Raw genomic sequence first — 21,311 nt, 5'->3', positions numbered from 1 at the left:
GCTCATGTCGAACCTCCTTGTCCTTCGTCCTGAATATAGTCGGGTGCGCGGCCGTTTTCAATGCTCATGGCAAAAGCCCCGCCCGGCCGATCTCCTGGCGCCGCAGGGGCAGCCTGTCGATGGCGCGGCTGATCTCGCGCACGTCCCAGGGCAGCGGGCGGCGTTGCTTGACCTGTCCGTCCTTGTCGATGATGACCAGCGAAAAGCCGCGCGGATGCAGCTGCTGCCGCCAGGAACTGGCCGATTGGGGATCGCTGTCGGTGATGACCACCACGTCCCGTTCCGCCAAGGCTTCGTTCCGCGCCGAAAGCACCTGCATCTGTTCGCGAAAGGCCGGATCGTCGGGCGTGTCGGCAAAGACGACAACCGGGCGGGCGTTCCACAGGAAATCGGCCGGGTCGGTTTCTGCCGCAGGCAGGATGCGCAACTCCGGGCGCGCGGGCTGGGGCCCAGGCTGGGGGTCTGCTACCTCTTCGGGGCTGGCGGGCTGCGGTTCGACCGCCGGGGGCGTCTCGTCCACAACGGGGGGCGGCGCCTCGCGCGCGGGGCCCATGGCGGCGACCAGCATCGCAACTATCAGCAATTTCAACTTCATCGGCACCCCTTCCTGCCTTGAATATAGGGCAGCCCGCGCCGTGCGAAAGGATGGATCATGACCAAACCTACACTGGACGACTGGCAGAAGCTGGCGGCAAAGGAACTGAAGGGTGCCGATCCTGACAGCCTGACCTGGAACACGCTGGAAGGCATCCCGGTCAAGCCGCTCTATACCGAGGCCGACTTGGAGGGCCTGGACCACCTGGGCAGCCTGCCCGGCATCGCGCCCTTTACCCGTGGCCCGCGCGCCACGATGTATGCGGGGCGTCCCTGGACCATCCGCCAATATGCGGGCTTTTCCACCGCCGAGGAGTCGAATGCCTTTTACCGCAAGGCGCTTGCCGCCGGGCAGCAGGGCGTGTCCGTCGCCTTCGACCTGGCGACGCACCGGGGCTATGACAGCGACCATCCGCGCGTGGTGGGCGATGTCGGCAAGGCCGGCGTCGCCATCGATTCGGTCGAGGACATGAAGATCCTGTTCGACGGCATCCCGCTGGACAAGGTGTCCGTATCCATGACCATGAACGGCGCGGTGATCCCGATCCTGGCCAACTTCATCGTGACCGGAGAGGAACAGGGCCATTCGCGCGCAGTCCTGTCGGGCACGATCCAGAACGACATCCTCAAGGAGTTCATGGTCCGCAACACCTATATCTATCCGCCCGAGCCTTCGATGCGCATCATCGCGGACATCATCGAATACACCTCGAACGAGATGCCCAAGTTCAACTCGATCTCGATTTCCGGCTATCACATGCAGGAAGCGGGCGCGAACCTGGTGCAGGAGCTGGCCTATACCCTGGCCGACGGGCGCGAATATGTCCGCGCGGCGCTGTCTGCGGGCATGGATGTGGACCAGTTCGCGGGGCGGCTGTCATTCTTCTTCGCCATCGGCATGAACTTCTTCATGGAGATCGCCAAGCTGCGCGCCGCGCGGCTGCTGTGGCACCGGATCATGTCGGAGTTCAACCCGAAGAAGGCGTCGTCGCTGATGTTGCGCACGCATTGCCAGACCTCGGGCGTCAGCTTGCAGGAACAGGATCCCTACAACAACGTGGTTCGCACGGCTTACGAGGCGATGTCGGCGGCGCTTGGCGGCACGCAGTCGCTGCACACCAACGCCCTGGACGAGGCCATCGCCCTGCCGACCGAGTTTTCGGCGCGCATCGCCCGGAACACCCAGCTGATCCTGCAGGAGGAAACCGGCATCACCCATGTCGTCGATCCCTTGGCCGGGTCGTATTACATCGAGAGCCTGACCGCCGAGCTGGCCGAGAAGGCGTGGGCCTTGATCGAGGAGGTCGAGGCAATGGGCGGCATGACCAAGGCTGTCGCCTCGGGGATGCCCAAGCTGCGGATCGAGGAAACCGCCGCCCGCAGGCAGGCCCAGATCGACCGGGGCGAGGAGGTGATCGTCGGCGTCAACAAGTACCGCAAGGACAAGGAAGACCCGATCGACATTCTGGACATCGACAACATGAAGGTGCGCGACGCCCAGATCGCGCGGCTGGAGCGTATCCGCGCCACCCGTGACCAGGCGGCCTGCGACGCGGCGCTGCTGGAACTGGGGCGGCGCACGGTCGAGGGCGGCAACCTGCTGGAAGCCGCGATTGAATGCGCCCGTGCCCGCGCCAGCGTCGGAGAGATCAGCCTGGCGATGGAAGGCACGTTCGGGCGCCACAGGGCAGAGGTGAGGACATTGGCCGGAGTCTACGGGGCCGCCTACGAGGGCGACGAAGGATTTGCCGCGATTCAGCGCGACATCGAGGATTTCGCGACCGAGGAAGGCCGCCGTCCCCGGATGCTGGTCGTCAAGATGGGCCAGGACGGCCACGACCGCGGCGCCAAGGTCATTGCCACGGCCTTTGCCGATATCGGCTTCGACGTGGATGTCGGTCCGCTGTTCCAGACGCCCGAGGAGGCGGCCCAGGACGCGGTGGACAACGATGTCCACGTCGTCGGCATCAGTTCCCAGGCGGCAGGCCACAAGACGCTTGCCCCGAAGCTGATCGAGGCGCTGAAGGCCCAGGGGGCCGGGGATATCCTGGTGATCTGCGGCGGCGTCATTCCGCAGCAGGATTACGATTACCTGAAGAACGCCGGCGTGAAGGCGATCTTTGGGCCGGGCACCAACATCCCCTCGGCCGCAGCCGACATCCTGCGGCTGATCCGGGAAAACCGCGCGGCCTGAACCTTGCGTCCCGCGGCCACAGGGGGGCGTCCGCCCCCCAGCCTGCCGCATGACGACAGGCATTCGCCGCTGACAAAGGTCCACCGGCCCTTTTTCCGGGCGCGCCTCGCCCCCAAGGATATTTGACCCAAGGCGAATGACATTGCCTTGGCTTTTCCGCTGTGAAACGGTGCGGCAAGCAAAGGGGAAGGCTGATGGACGCGCCGGACATCAAGCAGATCATCTGCATCAAGTGGGGCACGAAGTTCGGGCCGGAATATGTCAACCGCCTGCACGGCATGATCGCGCGCAACATCACGCCCCCTTTCCGGCTGTTCTGCTTCACCGACGACGGCAGCGGCCTGCATCCGGATGTCGCTGTCCGTCCGCTGCCAGAGTTCACTTATCAGGCGCCTGTCGGGACCAAGGGCAAATGGCCCAAGTCGCGGCTGTGGGGGGATCTGGGCGACGTGACGGGGGTGGTGCTGTTTCTCGATCTGGACGTGATCGTGACTGGCAACCTGGATCCGTTCTTCACCTTCGGCGATCCAGACGACACGATCCTGGGCCGCAACCCGAACACCCCTTTCGAAAAGCTGGGCCAGACCTCCGTCTATCGGATGCGCGTGGGCAAGCTGAAGCCGCTGCAGGACATCTTTCGTGCCGATCCCCAGGCCGTGGCGGACCGGTACAAATACGAACAGCGTTTCGTCACCCGCAACGCGCCCGGCGGCGTCAGGTTCTGGCCGCGCGGCTGGCTTGCGCATTTCCGGATGCACTCGGTCCCGCCCTTCCCGCTGAACTACATCCGCGAACCGAAGGTGCCGAAGAACAGCCGCATCGTGATCTTCGCGGGCAACCTTAACCCGCCGGACGCAATCGCCGGACGCTGGACCGAGGACGAGCAGCACCGCCCGCCGCTGGATCACCTGCGGGCGACATTTGGCGGGCGGCGCGAAAGCCTGTCCAAGCATCTGCGCCACTACCTGCTGCCTGCCTCATGGGTCAGGGATCTGTGGCGGGAATAGCATGGCTGGGCCCGACGACCCGGAACGCCTGCCGGATGACATGGCGGCAGCCATCGGCCATGCCGTTTCCGCCTTCGGCTTTCTGGAAGAAGCCCTGAAGCGGGCGATCTTCTCGCTGACCCGCAAGCAGCTGGGCGAGGACGCGAACGAGCGGGACCTGCAGGCCTGGCTGCGCCGGATCGAGGACATTGCCGACGACACGCTGGGAACGCTGATCGACAGCTTCGCCGCCGCCATGCGCCAGGAACGGACCCCGGGACGCGAAGCGCTTGCAGCCGACCTGCGCGCCATACGGCTGATGCGGAATCTTCTGTGCCATGCCTCGTGGCGGCCAGGCAGCCAGCCTGGCTTCTGGCACCCGACCTTCATCAATACCCGGGGCGAACGATACCCGGATGACATGAACCCTGCCGCCGTTCAGGCCGTCCATGCCGACACGATGCGGGCAGCGCGCCAGGTCCTGTCGATCATGCGCGGCACTGGCATCGACGGCGAATGGATCGGCCGGGACGGATGATGCCGCCGGCGCAGGGCACGTCCGGCGGGTGGCCCGCCCGATGCGGGGGATCGATGCGTCGCCCATGCCGCGGCCTTTGCCGCACGGGCTTTTCGCGCGTTGCATGACGGCGCGGCCCGCGCTAACAGCAGGCGACCTTAGGACAAGAGGATTTCATGTCGTCCCTCCTTCGCCCCGATCCCCTGAGACTTGGCATCGCCGGGCTTGGCACCGTCGGGATCGGTGTCGTCAAGATCGTCCAGAAGCACGCAGACCTTCTGTCGCGCCGCACGGGCCGCCCCGTGGCCATCACCGCCATCTGCGCCCGCGACCGCATGAAGAACCGCGACGCCGACCTGTCGGCCTATCGTTGGGAAGACGATGCGATGGCGGTGGCCACCGCCAGGGACGTGGACGTGTTTGTGGAACTGGTGGGCGGCGACAGCGGGATCGCCAAGGACAGCATCGAGGCAGCGTTGCGGTCGGGCAAGGATGTCGTGACCGCCAACAAGGCGCTGCTGGCCGTCCACGGCCAGGCGCTTGCCGAACTGGCCGAAGGACTGGGCCGCACCCTGCGCTTCGAGGCGGCGGTGGCGGGCGGCATCCCCGTCATCAAGGCGATGACGGAATCGCTGGCCGGCAACGAGATCCGCCGGGTCATGGGCGTGATGAACGGCACCTGCAACTATATCCTGACGCGCATGGAAAGCGCGGGCCTGCCCTATGAGGCCGTGTTCGAGGAAGCCCGGCAACTGGGTTACCTCGAGGCCGATCCGACGCTGGACGTGGGCGGCATCGACGCGGGCCACAAGCTGTCGATCCTGTCCTCGATCGCCTTTGGCACTCAGGTGAACTTCAACGCGGTCGAGATCGAGGGGATCGAGCGCGTCAGCATCGACGACATCCGCCGCGCCGCCGACATGGGCTACAAGATCAAGCTGCTGGGCGTGGCGCAGATGACCCCGCGCGGCCTGGAACAGCGCATGTCGCCCTGCCTGGTGCCCGCCGACAGCCCGCTGGGCCAACTGGTCGGCGGCACGAACATGGTGGTGGTCGAAGGCGACAGCGTGGGCCAGATCGTGCTGCGCGGCGCAGGTGCGGGCGAGGGTCCGACCGCAAGCGCCGTCCTGTCCGACATCGTAGAGGTCGCCCGCGGCGTCCGCCTGCCGGTCTTCGGCCAGCCCGCGACATCCTTGAAGGCTGCCCAGCCTGCCCGGACGGCCGTTCCCGCGGCCTATTACCTGCGCCTGGAATTGCAGGACAAACCTGGTGCGCTTGCCAAGGTGGCGACGGTGCTGGGCGATGCGGGGATTTCCATCGACCGGATGCGCCAATACGGCCAGCACAGCCCCGAAAGCGTCCCGGTCCTGGTCGTGACCCACAAGACCACGCCCGAAGCCATCGACTTCGCCATCGAGGCCCTGCCCCGCACCGGCGTCCTGGCGGGCGATCCGGTCGAGCTGAGGATCGAGGAGGTGTAAGAAAGAAAGGGGGCGCTCGCGCCCCCTCTTTCCCTCGATCCCCAAAGCACTTCACCCCCGAGGATATCTTCACACAGAAGATGAAGCGTCAGCCCCCCGCGATGATCCGCACATAGTTTCGCGTTTCGCGGTAAGGCGGGATGCCCTTGTATTTCTGCACGGCACCGGGCCCGGCATTATAGGCGGCAAGGGCAAGGCGCCAGTTGCCGAACTGGTTGTACATCATCCGCAGATAGCGCGCGCCGCCATGCAGGTTCTGCACCGGGTCATGCGGGTTCACCCCCAGCTTGGCGGCGGTCCCCGGCATCAACTGTGCCAGGCCCGTGGCGCCCTTGTGCGACCGCGCGCGGGGGTTCCAGCCCGATTCCTGCTGAACCAGGCGCAGGAACAGATCCTCGGGGATGCCATAGCGGCGGGCGGCCTCTCGCGCGTGGGGGATGAAGTCGCTGCGCTTGCCGCGATAGGCGGGGATGTTGGCGGAAAGCTGGATATCGACAGAATTGTCGCCGCCGCTGCGGGCATTTGGCCGCAGGCGTGCCGATTGCTGATACTGGCCGGCCAGGCGCGAATCCATCAGCCGGGTCTGGCGGGCGAACTGCTCGGCCCGGGATTTGGACGAACTGCCCGACAGGCGAAGCCCTTCGGCCGCGGCAGGCAATGCAAGGCCTGCGATCACCATCGCGCACAGACCCGCCTTGATGGTAGGGATGATCTTCATTTTCCCTGTCCCTCGTTGTTGTGGGTTTTGACGGGACTATACAGAAAAGCCTGTCCGTCGCCAGTCTCGCTTTTCGGGCAGGTCGCACGTGGCGGCAAAGCGCCCACCGGCGGCGCAGATTCCCTTTTGCATCGCCGGGGACCCTGCTAGACCATTGGTCAAAGACACATTTGCAGGAAAACGTCATGGCAGGCAGCGTCAACAAGGTCATCCTGATCGGCAATCTGGGCCGCGACCCCGAAATCCGCACCTTCCAGAACGGAGGCAAGGTCGCCAACCTGCGGATCGCAACCTCGGAACAGTGGAAGGACCGCAACACGGGCGAACGCAAGGAACGGACCGAATGGCACAGCGTCGCCATCATGTCCGAGGGCCTGGTCAACGTGGTCGAGCGGTTCCTGAAGAAGGGCAGCAAGGTCTATGTCGAAGGCCAACTGGAAACCCGCAAATGGCAGGACCAGTCCGGCCAGGAACGCTACACGACCGAAGTCGTGCTGCGCGGCTTCAACGGCACGCTGCAGATGCTGGACGGCCGCGAAGGCGGCGCGGGTGGCGGCGGCCGCGACAGCGGCGGCGGCTTCGGCGGCGGCTATGACGATTACGAACGGGGCGGTTCGTCCTCGGGCGGCGGCAGCCAGGGCGGCGGCAGCCGCAGCGACTACGACGACGAAATCCCGTTCTGATCAGTCGTGGGGCGCCCTAGCGGGCGTCCCGCAGCACGGCGGCCAGCATACCGGTCTGCACATCGTCGCTGACGAAAGCCTCTCCGATGCCGCGCGCGAGCACGAAGCGCAGGCGGCCGTCGACCACCTTCTTGTCCTGCCCCATCAGCGCGATCAGCGCGGCATCGTCCGGCAAGGCGCCCGGAACGTCGCGCAGCGCGGCAGGCATTCCCATGTCACGCAGATGCGCCAGCACGCGCGAAGGCGCCTCTTGGCTGCAAAGTCCCATGCGGGCAGACAGGTCGAAGGCAAGCGCGCAGCCGATCGCCACGCCTTCGCCATGCAGCAGCCGGTCGGAATAACCGGTCGCCGACTCGAGCGCGTGGCCGAAGGTATGGCCCAGGTTCAGAAGCGCCCGTTCACCCTGTTCGGTCTCGTCTCGGGTGACGATCCCCGCCTTCATTGCTACGGAATGGGCCACGGCGTGCTGGCGCAGCGCCATGTCATCGCGCAGGCGGGGGGCGTTTTCCTCCAGCCATTCGAAGAAATCCGCGTCGCCCAGAAGGCCATATTTCGCGACCTCTCCGTAACCCGCCAGGAAGTCGCGCGGGCTCAGCGTGTCCAGCACCGCGATGTCGGCCAGCACCAGCGAAGGCTGGTGGAAGGCGCCGATCAGGTTCTTGCCATGCGGGCTGTTGATGCCAGTCTTGCCGCCAACGCTGCTGTCCACCTGCGCCAGAAGCGTGGTCGGGATCTGCACGAAGCGGACGCCCCGCCGCAGGATCGCCGCCGCAAAGCCCACAAGATCGCCGATCACCCCGCCGCCAAGGGCCACCACGACGTCACGCCGCTCGATGCGCTGTTCCAGCAACCATTCGACCGTGCGCGTCATGTGGGGCCAGCTTTTCGTGGCCTCGCCCGCCGGCAGGACCAGGGCTTCGGACTGAATACCCTCGGCCAACAGGGCCGCCTGCAGGCGGGGCAGGTGCAGGCGCGCCACGGTGTCATCGGTCACGATGGCCAGGCGCGAGCGGTGCAGCAGGGGCGCGATCTCGGTCCCTGCCCGATCGATCAGGCCAGGGCCGATGCGCACGTCATAGGCGCGATCGCCCAGGGGAACATGGACGGTGACGGGGTTGGCTTGGCTGGTCATGGCGTCTAGATCACAAGCTGCGGATCGGCCGCACGGATGGCGGCCAGAAGGCGGGTGGTGGCTGCATCGACGCTGTCGCCCGCGCGGGCGGGGAATGCCAATTCGGCCGTTGCATAGGTCGGGTTCCGTTCCGACAGAAGGCGGGCCAGCGTGCCTTTGGGATCTGCGGTCTTCAAAAGCGGCCGGGTGCTGCGCTGCCGGACACGATGCCACAGCGTTTCCAGATCGCAATCCAGCCAGACCGACAAGCCGGACGCCCTGATCGCCGAGCGGTTGCGGTCCTGCATCCAGGCCCCCCCGCCGGTCGAGATGACGCGCGGCGTATCCTTGAGGATGCGCGCGATCACTTGCGCTTCGCGGTCGCGGAAGAAGGCCTCGCCGTCGCGGGCGAAGATCTCGGAAATGGACATGGCGGCCGCTGTCTCGATCTCGACATCCGAATCGGTGAAGGGGACATGAAGGCGGCGGGCCAGTTCCGACCCAAGCGCGGTCTTGCCCGCCCCCATCATTCCGATCAGCACGATATGGCGCCGCAGGCGCTGCCGCATGTCCGTCCCCCGATTTGTGGCCGACTGAATGGCGTGATCTTTCGGAAAATGCCATATATATTCCGGCCAGGCCGGCGAAAGACCGGCCGAACGACACGAACAACGAAGAAAACGAGGCGATTCGATGCGGCTGCTCAAGGTTCTGGTGGTGCTGATTCTGGCGGCTTTGATCGGCTTGGCGGGCTATGCCTATTTCGGCGACATGCAGCCTGTCCGGTCCGAGGTGCGCAGCCCCGTCAGTGGCACGCCCGCGCCCGCCGAACCCGCCCCGGCCGAGGCCGCCGAACCCCAGGCCGAGGCACAGTGATCGGCCCGCGCCTGCTTTCCGTTGCCGTCGCGCTTGCCCTGGGCCTGCCCGCCCAGGCCCAACAGCCGCTGTCGGCCAGCGACTGGCTGTCGGGCAGCGTTCGGGGGCCCGACCGCGAAAGCTCTGCCTGGCGGCCCGGCGACAAGCCGCCTCCCGGCGTTCCTGGCACAGGCCCCAAGCCCGTCGCGGAAAGCGGAGAGGTGGGTTCCGTCCAGGTGACGCGGCTGGGCAACGGCAACCCCGACTCGGTCGGGCTGGTGACGCCGCGCAAGGCAGGCCTGCCCGCCAGCCTGTGGGAAGGCAGCGACAGCGCCACCCTGGCCGACCTGATCCTGCGGACCCCGGCACGCCTGCCCGCGATGAACGCGTTGCTGGACCGGGTCCTGACCACGCAGCTTCGCCCGCCCGCCAGCGGTGCGCCGCAAGGACAACTGTTCCTGGCCCGGGCCGACCGGCTGCTGGACGGGGGCGCGGTGGACCGGGCACAAGCGCTGCTGACCACGGCAGGCCCCAGCAACCCCGAGATCTTCCGCCGCCTGTTCGACATCGCCCTGCTGGAAGGCGACGAGGGGCGGGCCTGCGACATCATGAACAACACGCCCGGCATCGCGCCCAGCTTTGCCGCGCGCATCTTCTGCCTGGCGCAGACGGGGGACTGGGCGGCAGCGGCAATCAGTCTGCACGGGGCCGAAAGCCTGGGCTTGCTGGACCAGCACCAGGCGGTGCTGCTGACGCATTTCCTGGACGACGCTTATGTGGACAGCGACCAGATGCTGCCCGCCGCGGACCGCATGACGCCGCTGGACTTCCGCATCCACGAGGCGATCGGCCAGCCGCTGCCCACCGCGTCGCTGCCCATTGCCTTCGCCCATTCCGACCTGCGGCCCAACAACGGCTGGAAGGCCCGTCTGGAAGCGGCCGAGCGGCTGGCAAGGGCCGGCGCCCTTCCCCCTGCCACGCTGCGCGCGCTTTACAGCGAGCAGAAGCCTGCGGCCTCGGGCGGGGTCTGGGAACGCGCGGGCGCTATGCGGACCCTCGAAGCGGCCCTTGCCGGCGGTGACCCCTCGCCCGCCCTGCCCCATGCTTTCGACCAGTTCCGGGGTGCCGGCATGGCCGACGTTCTGGCCGCGATGGTTGCCGCCGACCTGACGCAAACGGGCGAAGGCCGGTCGGGCGAGATCACGACATGGCTGCGCCAGTGGCAGGGCCTGCCAACGCCCACGCCGCTGAAGCTGGACCCCGCCCTGAAGGCCGATCCGGTCGAAGCCCCCGCCAGCCAGCAGGGCGAGGCGCTGTTGACCGCGATGGCCGATATAGACGCGGGCCTTGACGGCGACCTGCCCCGCGCCGGACGCGGTCTTGCCATGCTGCGCGCGCTTGGCCTGACGGCCGAGGCCGACCTGGCCGCCGCGCAGCTTTCGCTGCTGCCGGTGATGCGGGCGGAGCCGTGATCGCGGATCACCGTGCCATATCGGCCTTTCTGGATGCAAAGGCCGCCGAATCCGGGTCCGCCCGCAACACCGTGCTTGCCTATGGCCGCGACCTGCGCGACCTGTCGGACTGGCTGTCCGGGCGCAGGCTGGCCCTGACAGACCTGACGCGTGAACTGGTCGAGGATTACCTGGCCCATTGCGACGCGCAGGGCCTGTCGCGCGCGACGCGGGCGCGGCGGCTGTCCTCGATCCGGCAGTTCACGCGCTTTGCGCTCGAGGAAGGTTGGCGCGACAATGACCCGGCGATCCGCATCAGCGGGCCGGGCCGGTCCAAGCGCCTGCCCAAGACGCTGGACCGGGCCGAGATCGACGCGCTGCTGGCTTCGGCTTCCATGATCGGCCGGACGGATGCGGACCGGGCCCGCAACCTTTGCCTGATCGAGCTGCTTTACGCCACGGGAATGCGCGTCAGCGAACTGGTCTCGCTGCCTGCGGCCGCCTGCCGGGGCGACCCGCGCGTGCTGCTGATCCGGGGCAAGGGCGACAAGGAACGCATGGTTCCCCTGACGCCGCCCGCGCGCCGCGCACTGTCCAACTGGCTGGCGATCCGCGACACCGCGCACAAGGACAGCGCGCTTGGCCGCCTGGTCGCCGGCAAGGGTGCGCGGTGGCTGTTTCCCGCGCCGGGCGCTGCGGGCCACATGCCGCGCCAGACCTTTGGCCGGCTTCTGAACGACATGGCGGTCGCGGCCGGTGTATCCCCGTCACGCGTGACGCCCCATGTCATCCGCCATGCCTTTGCCACGCATCTGCTGGAAGGCGGCGCCGACCTGCGCTCCATCCAGACGCTGCTGGGCCATGCCGACCTAGGCACGACCGAGATCTATACCCATGTGCTTGACGACCGGATGCGCGACCTCGTCCTGACGCATCACCCGCTGGCCCGGAAGGGCTGAGGGGGGCTTGGCCCCGGCCGCTCCTGCCACTAGAGGTTGCGGGAACGGGAATGCGGGGAAGCAAATGACCGACCAGACAGCCTTGCGCCCGCCGGCCAATGCCCAGACGGCAGGCATCATGCTGCTGCTGGCCGCGATCCTGGGCTTCACGATGATGGACGCCACGGCCAAGCACCTGACGCAGACCTATCACCCTGCGCAGGTCGTCTGGGCGCGGTTCGTCGGCAACCTGGCGATCTTCGCGCTGATCTTCCGGGGCGGGATGTTCCCGCTGCTGCGCACCCGCCGCCCCGGCCTGCAGTTCGCGCGGGCCTTGATGCAATTGGCGTCGGTGGGGCTGTTCTTCACCTCGCTTCAAGTGATCGGGCTGGCCGAGGCAACCGCGATCATGGACCTGAACCCCGTCCTCATCACCCTTGGCGCGGCGCTGTTTCTCGGGGAACCCATCGGCCCGCGCCGGCTGGCCGGCATCGGCGTCGCGCTGATCGGCGCGCTGATCATCATACGGCCTGGCCTTGGTGTCTTCCAGCCAGCCGCGCTTTTGCCGTTGGCCGGGGCCTTCACCTATGCCGCAGGCGCGCTGCTGACGCGGATGGCGCGGTCGGATTCGGTCGCGACTTCGGTCATGTGGTCGGCGGTGGTGGGAACGGTCCTGGCTTCGGCCGTGGTGCCGTTCTTCTGGCAGCCCATCGCCCCTGGCGATCTGTGGGCCTTTGCGCTGCTGGGCGTCTTCGGCACGCTGAGCCAGTATCTGCTGGTCCGCGCCTTTTCGGTGGCCGAGGCGGGGGTGCTGGCGCCTTTCGGCTATACCGGGCTGATCTGGGCGGGCTTGTGGGGCTGGCTGCTCTTCGGCCAGCTGCCTGATCTGTTTACGGTTGCGGGCGCTGCGCTTATCGTGGCCGCGGGGCTTTACGTCTGGTCCCGAGAAGCCCGCGCGGCCCGAAGGACCTGATGAGCCAACCTGATACCCCGCCCCTGTCCGATCGCATCGCCAATGCGGCCTTCCTTTCGGTCATCGGCCTTGCGCGGCTGCTGCCCTATGAAAGGCGCGTCCCGGCAGTGGGCTGGCTGTTCGGCCACGTCCTTGGTCCGTTGGCCGGCTGGCGGCGGCGGATCCGCGAAAACCTGGCCCTGGCCCGGCCCGACCTGACGGCGGACGAGGTGAAGGCCCTGACCCGCGCCGTCCCCAACAATGCGGGCCGTTCCGTGGCCGAGATCTATTCGGGCGAGGAGTTCACCAGCCGCATCCGCGACGCCGATCCGCTGGAAGGCCCCGGCCTGCCAGCCCTGGAAGCCGCCTTCGACGCCCACCGCCCGGTCATCATCGCCTGCGCGCATTTCGGCAACTACGACGCCATGCGCACCGCACTTGCCGCACGAGGCTGGCCCGTCGGCGCCCTTTACCGCCCGATGAACAACGAAGCCTTCAACCGCCACTACATCCCCGCCATTACCGCCATCGCGGAACCGCTGTTCCCGCGCGGCCGGTCGGGCCTGACCTCGATGCTGCGTTTCCTGAAGGGCGGCGGGTGGCTGGCGCTTGGCTTTGACCAGTATGACCGCCACGCGCCGGAACTGCGCTTCTTCGACCTTCCCAGCCGCACCGTCCTGACGCCAGCCGAACTGGCGATACGCTATGACGCGGCTTTGGTGCCGGTCCACGGCATCCGCTGCCCCGACGGGCTGCGCTTCCGTGTCCATGTGGGCGAGCCCGTCGAACACAGCGATCCGGCCACGATGATGCAGGCGCTGAACGACGACCTGGAAATGCTTGTGCGCCGCCACATGGACCAGTGGTTCTGGGTGCATCGCCGCTGGAAATAAACAGCCCGCTGTTTGTCCGCGCACAGGGCCTGCGCGCGGGCGATCCTTGCCTGACCGTGCGGCAAGACCCTATGTCCCTTGCAACGCGTCTGGCGCAGCAAAGGGATAACCATGAAGAAGATCGGCTTTCTGTCCTTCGGCCACTGGTCGCCGGAACCGGGGTCTCAGGTCCGCACGGCGCAGGACGTGCTGCTGCAATCCATCGACCTGGCCATAGCTGCCGAGGAACTGGGCGCGGATGGCGCCTATTTCCGCGTCCATCACTTCGCCCGCCAGCTTGCCTCGCCCTTCCCGCTGCTGGCCGCCGTCGGCGCAAGGACCAGCCGGATCGAGATCGGCACCGGCGTCATCGACATGCGCTATGAAAACCCCCTGTATATGGTCGAGGATGCGGGCGCGGCCGACCTGATCTCGGGCGGGCGCCTCCAATTGGGCATCAGCCGGGGCAGCCCGGAGCAGGTCGTCCATGGCTGGCGCTATTTCGGCTATCAACCGGCCGAGGGAGAGAGTGACCAGGACATGGCCCGCCGCCATACCGAGGTCTTCCTGCAGCAGCTTGAAGGCCGAGGCTTCGCCCGCCCGAACCCCCGCCCGATGTTCCCGAACCCGCCGGGCCTGTTGCGGCTGGAACCCCATTCCGAAGGGCTGCGCAACCGCATCTGGTGGGGTTCGGCCTCGAATGGCACGGCGGAATGGGCGGCGCAGATGGGCATGAACCTGCAAAGCTCGACCCTGAAGGTGGACGAAACGGGCGAGCCGTTCCACGTCCAGCAGGCCCGCCAGATCCGGACCTATCGCGAGGCATGGGCGGCGGCGGGGCACTCGCACGCGCCGCGCGTGTCCGTCAGCCGGTCGATCTTCGCGCTGACCTCGGACATGGACCGCCGCTTCTTCGGGCGCGGCGGCAAGGACAGCGACCAGATCGGCAACATCGACAATTATCGCGCCGTCTTCGGCCGCAGCTATGCCGACGAACCCGACCGCCTGATCGAGCAGTTGCGCGAGGACGAGGCCATTGCCGAGGCCGACACCTTGCTGCTGACGGTGCCGAACATGCTGGGCGTGGACTACAACGTCCACGTCCTCGACAACATCCTGCGCCACGTGGCCCCGGCGCTTGGCTGGCGCTAGCCCAGCCCGGTTTCGCGCAGGTAAAGCCTGACCGCATCCGCCACATGGCGGAAGCGGTCGCCGCCCAGTTGCTTGCCGCCATACCAGCGGGTCACGACCACCACGTGGTCGCGCAGCCCTGCACGCTCCAGCATCTGAAGGATCAGCGCGCCGGCGCCTGCCTCGCCATCGTCGTCCTTGACCGGCTCGCCCGACAGGATCGCGGCCCAGCTGTTGTGGGTGGCCTTCGCAAACCGCTTGTTGCGCTTCAATCCGGCCAGCAGCGCCGCTGCCTCGGCGCGCGTCGCGGCAGGCCCGCCGGCCACGGCATAGCGCGATCCGCGATCCGAGATGATCTTGTCAAAGACCTGCATTGCGGGTCAGGCGCCCCGCCGCCGCACATACAGTTCCAGCCGATGGTGGACGATCTCGTATCCCATCTCGGCCGCGATCTCGGCCTGCAACCGCTCGATCCGGTCGTTGATGAACTCGACCACCTCGCCCGTGTCCACGTCGATCATGTGGTCGTGGTGGCGCTGATCCGCTGCCTCCCACCGGGCAGGCTCGCCCTGAAACTCCAGCTTGTCGATCACGCCTTGGGTCTGCAGCGTGGTCAGCGTGCGATACACCGTGGCCAGCGACACGCCGGCACCCGCAGCCTCGGCCCGGCGGTGCAGTTCCGCCGCGTCGGGATGATCCTCGCTGCCAGCGATCACCCGCAGCAGGGCCGCGCGCTGGCGCGTCACCCGCACTCCGGCATCCCGCAGGGCCTGCTCCAACTGAAGGGCACGATTATCCACGCAACCTTGATGCCCCACCGGACGTTCAGTTGCAACTAGTTCTCAACTATTGACAGTTGAGAACGGTTCGCGCACTGATCATCCATCGACGGATGCTGGAAATCGGAACCGATGAAACTGCCTTTGGTCGCCACCCTTGCCGCCCTTCTTGCCCTGCCTGCCCAGGCCGAACAGTTGAAGGTCGCCACGACCTTCACGATCATCGCGGACATGGCACGCAACGTCGCGGGCGAGGCCGCCACGGTGGAATCCATCACCAAGCCGGGGGCCGAGATCCACAACTACCAGCCAACATCGGGCGACCTGATCCGCGCGGCGGATGCGGACCTGATCCTGGTGAACGGCCTGAACCTGGAAAGCTGGTTCCAGCAGTTCATCGACCAATTGGGCGATGTTCCGGTCGCGGTGGTCAGCGACGGGATTCAGCCGATGTCGATCACCGGCGGCGATTACGACGGCAAGCCCAATCCCCATGCCTGGATGGCCCTGGACAGCGCCCTGGTCTATGTGCACAACATCGCCACTGCCATGGCCACGGCCGACCCGGACAATGCCGCGACCTACCTGGCCAATGCCGATGCCTACAAGGCGCAGATCACGCAGACCATCGCCCCCCTGCGCGATGCTGCCCGCGCCCTGCCCCCTGACCGCCGCTGGCTGGTCACATCCGAAGGGGCGTTCTCCTATCTCGCCCGTGACTTCGGCTTGCAAGAGCTCTACCTCTGGCCGATCAATGCCGATGCGCAGGGCACCCCGCAGCAGGTGCGCCACGTGATCGACGTGATGCGGCAGAACGACATCGGCGTAGTATTCTCGGAATCCACCGTTTCAGACCGCCCCGCCCGCCGCATCGCGTCCGAGACCGGCGCCGCCTATGGCGGCGTCCTTTACGTGGACAGCCTGTCCGAGGCTGACGGCCCCGTCCCGACCTACCTTGACCTGCTGCGCGTCACCTCGGAAACCATCGTGAACGGGCTTGGGGGATGAGCGAGGGGATCGACGTCCGGAACCTGACCGTTGCCTATCGCAACGGCGTCACCGCGCTGCGGGATGCCAGCTTCACTGTCCCGCAAGGATCCGTCACCGCCCTGGTCGGCGTGAACGGTGCAGGCAAGTCGACGCTGTTCAAGGCGCTGATGGGTTTGTTGCCCCATGCCTCGGGGCAGGTCCGCATCATGGGCGGCACGGTGGACGAGGCCCTGTCCCGCAACCTTGTCGCCTATGTCCCCCAGGCCGAGGAGGTGGACTGGACCTTCCCCGTCCTGGTCGAGGACGTCGTGATGATGGGCCGATACGGCCACATGGGCTTCTTCCGCCGCGCCCGCGCGACCGACCGGCAGGCGGTTGAATCGGCCTTGGCGCGCGTCGGCATGACCGACTTCCGCCGTCGGCAGATCGGCGAACTGTCGGGCGGCCAGAAGAAGCGCGTCTTTCTGGCCCGCGCCATCGCCCAGGAAGCCCAGGTCATCCTGCTGGACGAACCCTTCACCGGCGTGGACGTGCAGACGGAACAGGCGATCATCGCCCTGCTCAAGGCAATGCGGGACGAAGGGCGGGTCATGCTGGTTTCCACCCACGACCTGGGCTCGGTCCCGGAATACTGCGACCGGGTCGTGATGGTGAAGGGCACCGTCTTGGCCCACGGCCCCACCGAGACGACCTTCACCCCGGAAAACCTGCGCCACGCCTTCGGCGGCGTCCTGCGCCACTTCGTCCTGGGGGGCGCGGCACTGCACGATGATGCCGACCAGCGCAGCCTGGATGTCTTCACCGACGACGAACGCCCCCTGGTGTTCTACGACCAGCGCGCCCGCAGGAAGGACGAATGACCAAGGCCCCTTCATCTTGGCGAAAATATCCCGGGGGGTCCGGGGGGCTGGCCCCCCGGCCGTCGCGGGACGCAAGGGGCAGCGCCTGATGTTGGACACCTTGCTGGTCCCCTTCACCTATGGCTACATGACGAACGCCATCTGGGTTTCGGCCCTCGTGGGTGGAGTCTGCGCCTTCCTGTCGGCCTATCTGATGCTGAAAGGCTGGAGCCTGATCGGCGACGCCTTGTCCCATTCCATAGTGCCCGGTGTCGCGGGGGCCTATATGCTGGGCCTGCCCTTTGCACTTGGCGCCTTCCTGTCGGGCGGACTGGCCGCGCTGACCATGCTGTTCCTGAACAGCCGCACGGGGCTAAAGGAGGACGCGATCATCGGCCTGATCTTCACCGGCTTCTTCGGGATCGGCCTGTTCATGATCTCGCTGAACCCGGTCTCGGTCGATCTTCAGGCGATCACGATGGGCAACATCCTGGCGATTTCGCCCGGCGATACGCTGCAACTGGCGATCATCGGCGGCGTGTCGCTGGTGATCCTGCTGGCAAAGTGGCGCGACCTTATGGTGGTCTTCTTCGACGAAAGCCATGCCCGCACCATCGGCCTGCATCCGGGGCGGCTTCGTATCCTGTTCTTCACGCTTCTGGCCGGATCCACGGTGGCCGCCATGCAGACCGTCGGCGCCTTCCTTGTCATCGCCATGGTGGTGACGCCAGGCGCCACCGCCTATCTGCTGACCGACCGCTTTCCCCGGCTGATCGCGCTCTCGGTCGCCATCGGCAGCCTGACCTCGGCGACCGGGGCCTATGTCAGCTTCTTCCTGGACGGCGCGACAGGCGGCATCATCGTCGTGTTGCAGACGCTGATCTTCCTTGCCGCCTTTGTCCTGGCCCCGCGCCACGGTATTCTGGCCAGCCGCCGCCGGGTCCGCGAGGCGACCGAATGACCTGGATCACCGCCCCCTTCGCCTTTCCCTTCATGGTCGAGGCCGCGCTGATCGCCGTCATCGTCGCGGTCCCCGCCGCCCTGCTTAGCTGCTTCCTGGTTCTGCGAGGCTGGGCGCTGATGGGCGACGGGATCAGCCATGCGGTGCTGCCGGGGATCGTGCTGGCCTATCTGGCTGGCATCCCGCTGCTGATAGGTGCCTTTGCCGCAGGCATGGTCTGCGCCCTGTCGGCGGGCTGGCTGGACGCCAACAGCCGCGTCAAGCCGGACACGGCCCTGGGCGTGGTCATGGCGGGCATGTTCGGGCTGGGCCTTGTCATCTACACGCAATTCCCGACCGACGTGCACCTCGACCATATTCTGTTCGGCAATATCCTGGGGATCGGTCGCGACGACTTCATCTCGGCCGGGTCGATCTCGGCCGTGGTGGGGCTGGTGCTGATCCTGAAATGGCGCGACTTCGCGCTGCTGGTCTTCGACCCGGTGCAGGCGCGGGTGGCGGGCCTCTCGATCCGCTGGCTGCATTACGGGATGCTGGCGATGATCTCGGCCGTGGTCGTGGCGATGCTGTCGGCGGTGGGGATCATCCTGTCGGTCGCGCTGCTGATTGCGCCGGGGGCCATTGCCTTCCTTGTCACCACGCGCTTGCAGGCAATGCTGGCCCTGTCGGTCCTGATTGCCACCGCATCAAGCCTTCTGGGCATCTGGATCAGTTTCTGGCTGGACAGCGCCCCCGCGCCCACCATCGTGGTGGTGATGACCGCGCTGTTCACGCTGGTCTTCTTCTGGCGGCAGACGGTTACCCGCAACGCCGCAACCTGAGCAGAACCGCAACGCCAGCCGCTGCGAGCCTCGATGAGTCAGCCGCCGCCGATCCCTGTCGTGACCTTGCCAGTGCCGCCGCATTCGGGACATTCCTTGCCTTCGACCCGGCCGCTGCCCTCGCATTTGCGGCAGATGTTTTCGCCTGCGCCGGTTGTGCCGGGCGGAACGGCGTCGGGGTTTTCCTTGTCGGTCATGGCGTCCTCCTGGGCTTGGATGATCCAATCCAACCCGATGCCGTCGCGCATGTTCCATAGACATTCCCCATGCCCGTCGGTTGCGCCGTCCCCGGCCAGCGGCTATCTGAAAGGCCAGAAGCAAAGCCTGGGGCCTTCATGATCGTCATCGCCGCCGCCATCATCGGTGCATTCCTGGGCTGGCGCCGGGCCGGCAAGCTGGGCGGCACGCGGCGCGACCGCGCTCAATACGCGGCGGGCTTCGGCATCGCCTTTGCCCTGCTGGGCCTGTTCGCCACCGTCATCCTTGACCGGACGATGTGATGTTCATCCCGTTCCTGGACAGCTTGCGCCGGCAGGGGGTTCCGGTCTCGCTGCGGGAATGGCTGGACCTGATGGGCGGGATGCAGGCGGGCCTTGCCGACTGGTCCGTTGACGGCTTCTATCACCTGTCCCGGCTGGTGCTGGTCAAGGACGAACGCCACATCGATCGTTTCGACCGTGCCTTCGCCGAGGCATTCAGCGGCATGGAACAAATCCCCCTAGAGGCGCTTGTCACCGAACAGGCCATCCCTCGCGAATGGCTGGAAAAGCTGGCCGAGAAACTGCTGACCGAGGCCGAGAAGGCCGAACTTCAGGGCAGCGGCAGCTTTGACGAGTTGATGAAGAAGCTGCGCGAAAGGCTGGCCGAACAGCAAGGGCGCCACCAGGGCGGCAGCAAGTGGATCGGCACGGCCGGAACATCGCCCTTCGGCGCCTATGGCTTCAACCCCGAAGGCGTCAGGATCGGCCAGGACGAATCCCGCCACCGCCGCGCGGTCAAGGTCTGGGACAAGCGCGAATTCCGCGATTTCGACGACAATGTCGAACTGGGCACCCGCAACATCAAGGTCGCGCTGAAGCGCCTGCGCCAATGGGCGCGGCATGGGGCGGCGGACGAACTGGACCTGCCCGCCACGATCCGCGCCACGGCCGATCACGGCTATATCGACGTGCAGACCCGGCCGGAACGGCGCAATGCCGTCAAGGTGCTGCTGTTTCTGGACGTGGGCGGGTCGATGGACGACCATATCCGCGTCGTGGACGAGCTGTTCTCGGCCGCGCGGGCCGAGTTCAAGCACATGGAGCATTTCTACTTCCACAACTGCCTTTACGAAGGTGTCTGGACGGACAACCGCCGCCGCTGGACGGAACAGACGCCCACCTGGGACGTGCTGCACCGCTTCGGGCGCGACTACAAATGCATCTTCGTAGGCGATGCGTCGATGTCGCCCTATGAGATCGCGGTGCCGGGCGGGGCCAACGAACACTGGAACCCCGAGGCAGGTGATGTCTGGCTGCGCCGCGCGGTGGAAACCTGGCCCGATCACATCTGGCTGAACCCCGTCCCGCAGGCGCATTGGGGATACACCCAGTCCATCGCGATGATCGGGAATATCTTCGAAAACCGCATGATGCCCATGACGCTGGACGGGTTGACGCAGGCGATGCGGATCCTTGGCTGACCTCTGGCGCGGGGGCCTGGGCGGGGCCATATTGGTGCCATGAAATACCTGCCGATCATCCTGCTGGTTCTGTATCTGGCCGCCATGTGGTTCTTTTCGCTGTGGCGGCTGCGGCAGGAACTGAACCAGAAATCGACCCCGCTGAACCACCCCCGCCTGACGCCCATGCTGGAACGGCTGGGTCGGGCCATGGACCTGCCCCCGGTTAGCGCCCATGTCTATGAGGTGGACCCCGTCAACGGCCTTGCCGCCCCCGACGGGCGCATCTTCCTGACCCGCGGCTTCATCCGCAAGCTGGACGCGGGCGAGGTCACGCCCGAGGAACTGGCCAGCGTCATTGCCCATGAACTGGGCCATGTGGCCCACGGCCATGCCCGGCGGCGGATGATCGACTTTGCGGGGCAGAACGCGATCCGCATGGCGCTTGCCGGGATTTTGGGCCGGATCATCCCGGGGCTTGGCGCCTGGATCGCCGGGCTGATCGCCACCGCCGTCGCCGCCCGCTTGTCGCGCGACGACGAATTCGAGGCGGACCGCTTCGCCAGTGCCCTGATGATCCGGGCGGGATTGGGGACCGCTCCGCAGATCTCGCTGTTCCGCAAGCTTGAACGGCTGACAGGCAGCCGCTCTGGATCCGCCCCCGCCTGGCTTCTGTCGCATCCCCCCGTCGACCGCCGGATTGCGGCGATCGAGGCGCTGCAGAACCGCTGGCAGGGCTGAATCGCCTTGCGGGCTCGGCAGGCCTGCCTATTCTGGT

At 66.7% G+C, this 21,311-nt stretch carries 25 protein-coding genes; 18 read left to right on the top strand and 7 right to left on the bottom strand.

What is annotated here, in order from left to right; translation table 11 throughout:
* Positions 1-64 precede the first annotated feature (64 nt).
* Positions 65-595 carry a DUF4174 domain-containing protein gene (locus tag FIU66_RS05965; protein WP_167621852.1) on the bottom strand — a complete coding sequence of 177 codons (531 nt, stop codon included), beginning with the start codon at positions 593-595 and terminating at the stop codon, positions 65-67.
* 57 nt (positions 596-652) lie between these two features.
* Here FIU66_RS05965 and scpA point away from each other — a divergent pair, with 57 nt between their 5' ends.
* The 4 genes from scpA (at position 653) to FIU66_RS05945 (ending at position 5,772) form a co-directional block, all read left to right on the top strand.
* Entirely contained in the window at positions 653-2,788 is a 2,136-nt protein-coding gene (scpA, locus tag FIU66_RS05960) for a methylmalonyl-CoA mutase (RefSeq protein WP_167621851.1), read from the top strand.
* A 194-nt stretch (positions 2,789-2,982) separates the two neighbouring features.
* Positions 2,983-3,795: a glycosyl transferase gene (locus tag FIU66_RS05955; RefSeq protein WP_167621850.1), complete on the top strand. Its 813-nt coding sequence runs from the start codon at positions 2,983-2,985 to the stop codon at positions 3,793-3,795.
* A gap of 1 nt (position 3,796) precedes the next feature.
* The gene (locus tag FIU66_RS05950; protein ID WP_167621849.1) at positions 3,797-4,312 is read left to right on the top strand and encodes a hypothetical protein; all 516 of its coding nucleotides are present in this window, start codon (positions 3,797-3,799) and stop codon (positions 4,310-4,312) included.
* A 155-nt stretch (positions 4,313-4,467) separates the two neighbouring features.
* Complete coding sequence (locus FIU66_RS05945; RefSeq protein ID WP_167621848.1) at positions 4,468-5,772, top strand: homoserine dehydrogenase; 1,305 nt, start codon at positions 4,468-4,470, stop codon at positions 5,770-5,772.
* Between the two features lie 88 nt (positions 5,773-5,860).
* Here the strand turns inward: FIU66_RS05945 and FIU66_RS05940 are convergent, their stop codons facing one another.
* Positions 5,861-6,490 carry a lytic transglycosylase domain-containing protein gene (locus FIU66_RS05940; RefSeq protein WP_167621847.1) on the bottom strand — a complete coding sequence of 210 codons (630 nt, stop codon included), beginning with the start codon at positions 6,488-6,490 and terminating at the stop codon, positions 5,861-5,863.
* A 185-nt stretch (positions 6,491-6,675) separates the two neighbouring features.
* Between FIU66_RS05940 and ssb the strand changes: the two genes are divergently transcribed.
* Positions 6,676-7,173 carry a single-stranded DNA-binding protein gene (ssb, locus tag FIU66_RS05935; protein ID WP_167621846.1) on the top strand — a complete coding sequence of 166 codons (498 nt, stop codon included), beginning with the start codon at positions 6,676-6,678 and terminating at the stop codon, positions 7,171-7,173.
* Positions 7,174-7,189: 16 nt separating this feature from the next.
* On the opposite strand, the gene aroB is transcribed toward ssb, so the two are convergent.
* On the bottom strand, positions 7,190-8,305 hold the full coding sequence (gene aroB / locus FIU66_RS05930; RefSeq protein WP_167621845.1) for a 3-dehydroquinate synthase: 1,116 nt from the start codon (positions 8,303-8,305) through the stop codon (positions 7,190-7,192).
* 5 nt (positions 8,306-8,310) lie between these two features.
* Positions 8,311-8,853: a shikimate kinase gene (locus FIU66_RS05925; protein WP_167621844.1), complete on the bottom strand. Its 543-nt coding sequence runs from the start codon at positions 8,851-8,853 to the stop codon at positions 8,311-8,313.
* Positions 8,854-8,977: 124 nt separating this feature from the next.
* Between FIU66_RS05925 and FIU66_RS05920 the strand changes: the two genes are divergently transcribed.
* The 6 genes from FIU66_RS05920 (at position 8,978) to FIU66_RS05895 (ending at position 14,504) form a co-directional block, all read left to right on the top strand.
* Positions 8,978-9,160: a hypothetical protein gene (locus tag FIU66_RS05920; RefSeq protein ID WP_167620776.1), complete on the top strand. Its 183-nt coding sequence runs from the start codon at positions 8,978-8,980 to the stop codon at positions 9,158-9,160.
* Entirely contained in the window at positions 9,157-10,611 is a 1,455-nt protein-coding gene (locus tag FIU66_RS05915; protein WP_167621843.1) for a hypothetical protein, read from the top strand. Before FIU66_RS05920 ends, FIU66_RS05915 begins: the two co-directional genes overlap by 4 nt.
* Positions 10,608-11,549 (top strand): site-specific tyrosine recombinase XerD, encoded by a 942-nt coding sequence (locus FIU66_RS05910; RefSeq protein WP_167621842.1) that lies wholly within the window; start codon positions 10,608-10,610, stop codon positions 11,547-11,549. The genes FIU66_RS05915 and FIU66_RS05910 overlap by 4 nt, the downstream gene beginning before the upstream one ends.
* Before the next feature lie 64 nt (positions 11,550-11,613).
* Complete coding sequence (locus FIU66_RS05905; RefSeq protein ID WP_167621841.1) at positions 11,614-12,501, top strand: DMT family transporter; 888 nt, start codon at positions 11,614-11,616, stop codon at positions 12,499-12,501.
* Positions 12,501-13,373, top strand: a complete 873-nt coding sequence (locus FIU66_RS05900; RefSeq protein WP_167621840.1) for a lysophospholipid acyltransferase family protein — start codon at positions 12,501-12,503, stop codon at positions 13,371-13,373. The genes FIU66_RS05905 and FIU66_RS05900 overlap by 1 nt, the downstream gene beginning before the upstream one ends.
* Before the next feature lie 111 nt (positions 13,374-13,484).
* Entirely contained in the window at positions 13,485-14,504 is a 1,020-nt protein-coding gene (locus FIU66_RS05895; RefSeq protein WP_167621839.1) for an LLM class flavin-dependent oxidoreductase, read from the top strand.
* Here the strand turns inward: FIU66_RS05895 and FIU66_RS05890 are convergent.
* Together FIU66_RS05890 and FIU66_RS05885 are read right to left on the bottom strand one after the other, a co-directional pair.
* Complete coding sequence (locus FIU66_RS05890) at positions 14,501-14,857, bottom strand: YigZ family protein (protein WP_167621838.1); 357 nt, start codon at positions 14,855-14,857, stop codon at positions 14,501-14,503. The genes FIU66_RS05895 and FIU66_RS05890 overlap by 4 nt on opposite strands.
* Positions 14,858-14,863: 6 nt before the next feature.
* A complete protein-coding gene (locus FIU66_RS05885; RefSeq protein WP_167621837.1) occupies positions 14,864-15,283 on the bottom strand; it encodes a Fur family transcriptional regulator in 420 nt (139 codons plus the stop codon).
* 111 nt (positions 15,284-15,394) lie between these two features.
* On the opposite strand from FIU66_RS05885, the gene FIU66_RS05880 reads away from it, so the two are divergent.
* From FIU66_RS05880 to FIU66_RS05865, 4 genes are all read left to right on the top strand, one after another.
* Entirely contained in the window at positions 15,395-16,270 is an 876-nt protein-coding gene (locus tag FIU66_RS05880; protein WP_167621836.1) for a metal ABC transporter substrate-binding protein, read from the top strand.
* Positions 16,267-17,112: a manganese/iron ABC transporter ATP-binding protein gene (locus tag FIU66_RS05875; protein WP_167621835.1), complete on the top strand. Its 846-nt coding sequence runs from the start codon at positions 16,267-16,269 to the stop codon at positions 17,110-17,112. Before FIU66_RS05880 ends, FIU66_RS05875 begins: the two co-directional genes overlap by 4 nt.
* Positions 17,113-17,200: 88 nt before the next feature.
* A complete protein-coding gene (locus tag FIU66_RS05870) occupies positions 17,201-18,052 on the top strand; it encodes a metal ABC transporter permease (protein WP_167621834.1) in 852 nt (283 codons plus the stop codon).
* On the top strand, positions 18,049-18,873 hold the full coding sequence (locus tag FIU66_RS05865) for a metal ABC transporter permease (RefSeq protein ID WP_167621833.1): 825 nt from the start codon (positions 18,049-18,051) through the stop codon (positions 18,871-18,873). The genes FIU66_RS05870 and FIU66_RS05865 overlap by 4 nt, the downstream gene beginning before the upstream one ends.
* A gap of 38 nt (positions 18,874-18,911) precedes the next feature.
* On the opposite strand, the gene FIU66_RS05860 is transcribed toward FIU66_RS05865, so the two are convergent.
* Entirely contained in the window at positions 18,912-19,070 is a 159-nt protein-coding gene (locus FIU66_RS05860) for a hypothetical protein (protein WP_210254095.1), read from the bottom strand.
* Between the two features lie 138 nt (positions 19,071-19,208).
* On the opposite strand from FIU66_RS05860, the gene FIU66_RS05855 reads away from it, so the two are divergent.
* Genes FIU66_RS05855 through FIU66_RS05845 form a run of 3 tightly spaced genes read left to right on the top strand, consistent with a single transcriptional unit; the run spans position 19,209 to position 21,274 of the window.
* Positions 19,209-19,373: a hypothetical protein gene (locus FIU66_RS05855; RefSeq protein ID WP_167621832.1), complete on the top strand. Its 165-nt coding sequence runs from the start codon at positions 19,209-19,211 to the stop codon at positions 19,371-19,373.
* Positions 19,373-20,554 (top strand): VWA domain-containing protein, encoded by a 1,182-nt coding sequence (locus FIU66_RS05850; protein WP_167621831.1) that lies wholly within the window; start codon positions 19,373-19,375, stop codon positions 20,552-20,554. The genes FIU66_RS05855 and FIU66_RS05850 overlap by 1 nt, the downstream gene beginning before the upstream one ends.
* 39 nt (positions 20,555-20,593) lie before the next feature.
* A complete protein-coding gene (locus FIU66_RS05845) occupies positions 20,594-21,274 on the top strand; it encodes a M48 family metallopeptidase (RefSeq protein ID WP_167621830.1) in 681 nt (226 codons plus the stop codon).
* Positions 21,275-21,311: the final 37 nt, after the last annotated feature.

It is taken from the genome of Paracoccus sp. AK26, assembly GCF_011801365.1.
Classification (GTDB): domain Bacteria; phylum Pseudomonadota; class Alphaproteobacteria; order Rhodobacterales; family Rhodobacteraceae; genus Paracoccus; species Paracoccus aerius.
The sequence above is the reverse complement of the archived record's forward strand: the minus strand, read 5'-3'. Positions and strand labels throughout refer to the sequence as shown.

Bases quoted from the DNA above. Each gene is read 5' to 3' on its own strand.
- FIU66_RS05890 (WP_167621838.1), bottom strand. From the start codon at position 14,857: ATGCAGGTCTTTGACAAGATCATCTCGGATCGCGGATCGCGCTATGCC.
- aroB (WP_167621845.1), bottom strand. From the start codon at position 8,305: ATGACCAGCCAAGCCAACCCCGTCACCGTCCATGTTCCCCTGGGCGAT.
- FIU66_RS05845 (WP_167621830.1), top strand. From the start codon at position 20,594: ATGAAATACCTGCCGATCATCCTGCTGGTTCTGTATCTGGCCGCCATG.
- ssb (WP_167621846.1), top strand. From the start codon at position 6,676: ATGGCAGGCAGCGTCAACAAGGTCATCCTGATCGGCAATCTGGGCCGC.
- FIU66_RS05860 (WP_210254095.1), bottom strand. From the start codon at position 19,070: ATGACCGACAAGGAAAACCCCGACGCCGTTCCGCCCGGCACAACCGGC.
- FIU66_RS05925 (WP_167621844.1), bottom strand. From the start codon at position 8,853: ATGCGGCAGCGCCTGCGGCGCCATATCGTGCTGATCGGAATGATGGGG.
- FIU66_RS05950 (WP_167621849.1), top strand. From the start codon at position 3,797: ATGGCTGGGCCCGACGACCCGGAACGCCTGCCGGATGACATGGCGGCA.
- FIU66_RS05850 (WP_167621831.1), top strand. From the start codon at position 19,373: ATGTTCATCCCGTTCCTGGACAGCTTGCGCCGGCAGGGGGTTCCGGTC.
- FIU66_RS05940 (WP_167621847.1), bottom strand. From the start codon at position 6,490: ATGAAGATCATCCCTACCATCAAGGCGGGTCTGTGCGCGATGGTGATC.
- FIU66_RS05880 (WP_167621836.1), top strand. From the start codon at position 15,395: ATGAAACTGCCTTTGGTCGCCACCCTTGCCGCCCTTCTTGCCCTGCCT.
- FIU66_RS05870 (WP_167621834.1), top strand. From the start codon at position 17,201: ATGTTGGACACCTTGCTGGTCCCCTTCACCTATGGCTACATGACGAAC.
- FIU66_RS05920 (WP_167620776.1), top strand. From the start codon at position 8,978: ATGCGGCTGCTCAAGGTTCTGGTGGTGCTGATTCTGGCGGCTTTGATC.
- FIU66_RS05875 (WP_167621835.1), top strand. From the start codon at position 16,267: ATGAGCGAGGGGATCGACGTCCGGAACCTGACCGTTGCCTATCGCAAC.
- FIU66_RS05905 (WP_167621841.1), top strand. From the start codon at position 11,614: ATGACCGACCAGACAGCCTTGCGCCCGCCGGCCAATGCCCAGACGGCA.
- FIU66_RS05895 (WP_167621839.1), top strand. From the start codon at position 13,485: ATGAAGAAGATCGGCTTTCTGTCCTTCGGCCACTGGTCGCCGGAACCG.
- FIU66_RS05945 (WP_167621848.1), top strand. From the start codon at position 4,468: ATGTCGTCCCTCCTTCGCCCCGATCCCCTGAGACTTGGCATCGCCGGG.
- FIU66_RS05955 (WP_167621850.1), top strand. From the start codon at position 2,983: ATGGACGCGCCGGACATCAAGCAGATCATCTGCATCAAGTGGGGCACG.
- scpA (WP_167621851.1), top strand. From the start codon at position 653: ATGACCAAACCTACACTGGACGACTGGCAGAAGCTGGCGGCAAAGGAA.
- FIU66_RS05865 (WP_167621833.1), top strand. From the start codon at position 18,049: ATGACCTGGATCACCGCCCCCTTCGCCTTTCCCTTCATGGTCGAGGCC.
- FIU66_RS05855 (WP_167621832.1), top strand. From the start codon at position 19,209: ATGATCGTCATCGCCGCCGCCATCATCGGTGCATTCCTGGGCTGGCGC.
- FIU66_RS05965 (WP_167621852.1), bottom strand. From the start codon at position 595: ATGAAGTTGAAATTGCTGATAGTTGCGATGCTGGTCGCCGCCATGGGC.
- FIU66_RS05900 (WP_167621840.1), top strand. From the start codon at position 12,501: ATGAGCCAACCTGATACCCCGCCCCTGTCCGATCGCATCGCCAATGCG.